This is a genomic window from Janthinobacterium sp. UMAB-56, from assembly GCF_900095265.1.
GTDB lineage: Bacteria > Pseudomonadota > Gammaproteobacteria > Burkholderiales > Burkholderiaceae_D > Janthinobacterium.
Window position 1 is genome coordinate 161453 of sequence record NZ_LT607654.1, and the last position, 3591, is coordinate 165043.

4 protein-coding genes are annotated in these 3591 nt (G+C 61.2%); all 4 read right to left on the bottom strand.

From position 1 onward, the window contains the following. Positions 1–1388, bottom strand: a 1388-nt coding sequence (locus K0F85_RS28650) for a TonB-dependent receptor plug domain-containing protein (RefSeq protein ID WP_257572685.1), incomplete at its 3' end; no start/stop codon positions are given. 231 nt (positions 1389–1619) lie between these two features. After that, the gene (gene tadA / locus K0F85_RS09360) at positions 1620–2129 is read right to left on the bottom strand and encodes a tRNA adenosine(34) deaminase TadA (protein ID WP_219115769.1); all 510 of its coding nucleotides are present in this window, start codon (positions 2127–2129) and stop codon (positions 1620–1622) included. After that, complete coding sequence (queD, locus tag K0F85_RS09365) at positions 2122–2568, bottom strand: 6-carboxytetrahydropterin synthase QueD (RefSeq protein WP_219115770.1); 447 nt, start codon at positions 2566–2568, stop codon at positions 2122–2124. The genes tadA and queD overlap by 8 nt, the downstream gene beginning before the upstream one ends. 9 nt (positions 2569–2577) lie before the next feature. Next, positions 2578–3213: a 7-carboxy-7-deazaguanine synthase gene (queE, locus tag K0F85_RS09370; protein WP_219115771.1), complete on the bottom strand. Its 636-nt coding sequence runs from the start codon at positions 3211–3213 to the stop codon at positions 2578–2580. Positions 3214–3591 lie beyond the last annotated feature (378 nt).

A 3591-nucleotide genomic window follows, 5' to 3' on the forward strand; every position in this document is an offset into this window, starting at 1 on the left:
GTCAGCACGGCCTTCTTGCCGGCCACATTGAAACTGAGGTCGTCTCGCACGTACAGGGCCAGCTTGGTCGTGTCCATGTCGGCCATGCGGTTCTTGCTGGTAATCTGATGCTGGCCTGTGGCGATGATGAGACGGTCTTCACGCCACGGACGGCGCGTTTTCAGCTGTTCCAGCTGCATGCCGTACAACAGCGCATTGTCGGCGTTAAGCTGCTTGAACGCTTCCGACGTCACGCCGATGCTGTCATTCTTGAAGCGCGTTTCGATGGAGCGCTGGGCCGGGCTGCCAAAGGTATACACGCCTTGCGTCTTGTCATCGGTTTTCGCATTTTGCAGATAGACTTTCGACGTCAGGCGGTCGAACAGGGCGAAATCCTTCAAGACCACATCGTGCCCCAGGCTCACGCGGGTGCGCTTCGTGGTCGAATCCTGCTGCACGCCGGTCGGGTAAAACGTGCTGACCTTGTTACGCAGATCGCGCTTGTTCTTGCGTTCGAACATGTCCACCGTCAAGTCCAGCTTTTGTTCGCCGGGCAGTGTCCACACCAACTTGGACAGCAAGGCGTTCGAATGCCAGTCATCGGGATTGGGCGGCGTGGTGCCGCGACTATCCGTCTGTTCGCCATCGCGGTGCACGTAGACGGCCAGGCCTTGCAGCGTGGCGCCGAGCGTGGCCGCGCCCGTCAGCGTGTGTGCATTGCTGCGGTCGGCGGTGGCGCGGCCATATTTATAGGCGACATAGTGATCCTGCCCCTGGCCCAGGTAATCCTCGGGCGACTTGGTGATGAAGGCCACGCCGCCACCCAGGCCCGGACTGGCGCCGCTGGCGGCCGTCGTGCCCGAATCGATGCGCACTTCGCGGAAGGTTTCTGGATCGAAATAGTCACGGCCCGTGCCGAAGGCGTTGAGGGTCGTGCCGTCCGGTTTGGGCGCCGCGTCGGGCAGCGAGATGCCATCGAGCTCCAGGCTGACCCGGTTGCCTTCCAGGCCGCGGATGTTGTAGCCCGTATTGCCCGAACCATCCCACACGCTGCCGCTGCCCGAGGCTGCCACTGGCGCGCTGATCAAGGGAAGGTAGCGCGCGATACCGGCCATGTCCGTCACGTTGCTGCGCTCCAGGTCGTCCGCCGTGACGACCGTCCTGGTGCCGGCGCGACGCACGTAATCCTGCTTGGCATTGACGACGATTTCCGGGAAGACAGGCAGCTTGGCCGGCTCTTGTGCCGCCATGCCCGCGTTGATGGCGGCCGTTTGCGCGGCCACGGGCAGCATTGGCGCGGCAAACAGGCCCAGCAAGGCGGCGCGCAGCACCAGATTATGTCTGCGGGCAGGCAGGTGGGTGGCAGGAACAAGGGGGGCAGCGTGGCGCTGCGTAGGCACAGTAGTCATGATGATCCGGTCTAAGAGTAAAGGCTGGCTCTTGAACGCGGATCGATCACGATGCGCAAGGGAAGTTTGCTGGCGAAAGCAATACTGTAACACGAATCATTCTCATTTGAGAATGGCAAAGCAGTCTAGACAGATGTTATTTCACAACAATTGCAAAAAAGCCAGCCTGAGTGGCTGGCAAGGGTAGCAGGCAGAGCAGGCGATGTCGGTCCTGCCCTGTTATGGACAAGGCTAATCCTGCGGTTTGGCCAGCTTGCGCGCTTCCGCCTGCGCGCGGCGGCGCTCGGCAAAGAAACGCTTGAGAAAGGCGCCGCATTCCTCGGCCAGCACCCCGCCTGCGATGGCCGTCTGGTGGTTCAGCGCCGGCTGCTCGAACAGGTTCAACACGGAACCGCAGGCGCCCGTCTTCGGGTCGCCCGCGCCGTACACCACGCGCGCCAGGCGCGCATGCAGCATGGCGCCCGAGCACATCACGCACGGTTCCAGGGTCACGTACAGTTCGCAGCCTGGCAAGCGGTAGTTGCCCAGCTTGTCGGCGGCCGCGCGCAAGGCCATCACTTCCGCATGCGCCGTGGGGTCGTGGCGGCCGATGGGCTGGTTGTAGCCCACGGCGATGACTACCCCATCCTTGACGACGACGGCGCCCACGGGCACTTCGCCCAGGTCCCACGCGTGCTGGGCCTGCTCCAGGGCCAGTTGCATGTAGCGCGCGTCCTGCGCGCTAGCGTGCGTTTCAGTCATCGGTCACTTCTGCCCAGCAATTCGGCGTTTCATGCAGCACCAGCTTATGCAGGTGCAAGCCCGTGCCGAAATGGTCGGTAAACGCCGCTTTCAGTATTTCGAAGGCGATGCGGGCCAGGTTTTCCACGGTCGGAATGCGATCGATGACGACGGTTTTATGGTCGGGCAGGCTGGCCAGGAAGTCGCGCACGGCCGTGTCTTTATCGTAGACCAGGAAGGCGTGATCCCACACATCGACGAGATGCTGCTTGGCCAGGGTTTTCACGTCGGAAAAGTCCATGATCATACCATTGTCGGAATTGCCTTCCGCTTCGATGACCTTGCCGACCAGGGTGATTTCCACCGTATAGCGGTGGCCGTGCAGGTTGCGGCACTGGCTTTTGTGGTCGGGAATGCGGTGGCCCGCGTCGAATTCGAGCTTGCGTGTGATAGTCAGCATATTGTTTTGTTAAGGTATTTGCAGGAGTTTATGGGTTTGCAGGCTCAGCTTCCACTTCGGATTGCCTTTGCACGTCTCGATGGCAAGCTGAAGGTTGTGCGCGGCCAGGGGGCCATCCATCGCCTGCACGAAGAAGTTCTCGAAGTCGAGTCCTTCGTAGGCGGCCAGGTCTTGCTGGAACTGGGGGATGACAACCTTGATTTCATTGCCTTTGTGCACGACCAACGTGGAGCCCATCTTCGGGCTGACGCAGATCCAGTCCACGCCGGCCGGCACGGGCAAGGTGCCATTGGTTTCGATGGCGATGGTAAAACCCACCGCATGCATGGCCGCTATCAGGGCCGTGTCCAGTTGCAGCAGCGGCTCGCCGCCCGTAAACACTACGTATTTGCTGGCCGCGTAGCTGGCCGGCCACAGGCTGTCGATCAACGCGGCCAGTTCGGCCGGCGTCTTGAACTTGCCACCGAGTTCGCCGTCCGTGCCGACAAAATCCGTGTCGCAGAACTGGCACACGGCCGTGGCGCGGTCGCTTTCGCGGCCCGTCCACAGATTGCAGCCGGAAAAGCGGCAAAACACGGCCGGACGGCCCGCGTGCGCGCCTTCGCCCTGCAGGGTGTAAAAAATCTCTTTGATGCTATAAGTCACTGTATTTCCTAAGAGCTGGCTGGCGTCCTCGCGCAGGGCGTACGCAGCGATGGCCGGCGCACTGCGCCGTCACCGCAAAAGCCGATTGACAACCCTCTATTATATGCCGCCACGACACTTCCCGTGCAAATGCCGTGCCCGCCACCTGGCGCTGCGGCATCCAGGGGCAGGAAAGCCACGCTTGCAGGCATAACTGCGTAGATTTTGCGTTTAGACAATATAAATAGCCCCAAGTTAATATATTTTCCGTAATAACATTGCCTACTGGAAAACATTTAGGGAGCGAGGACATGATGCAACGCTGGCTACGCCTGCCGTACCGCCTGAGCATTCTGGCCTGCCTGGCGGCCGCCGCACTTGCTTCCCTGCAGGCCTGCC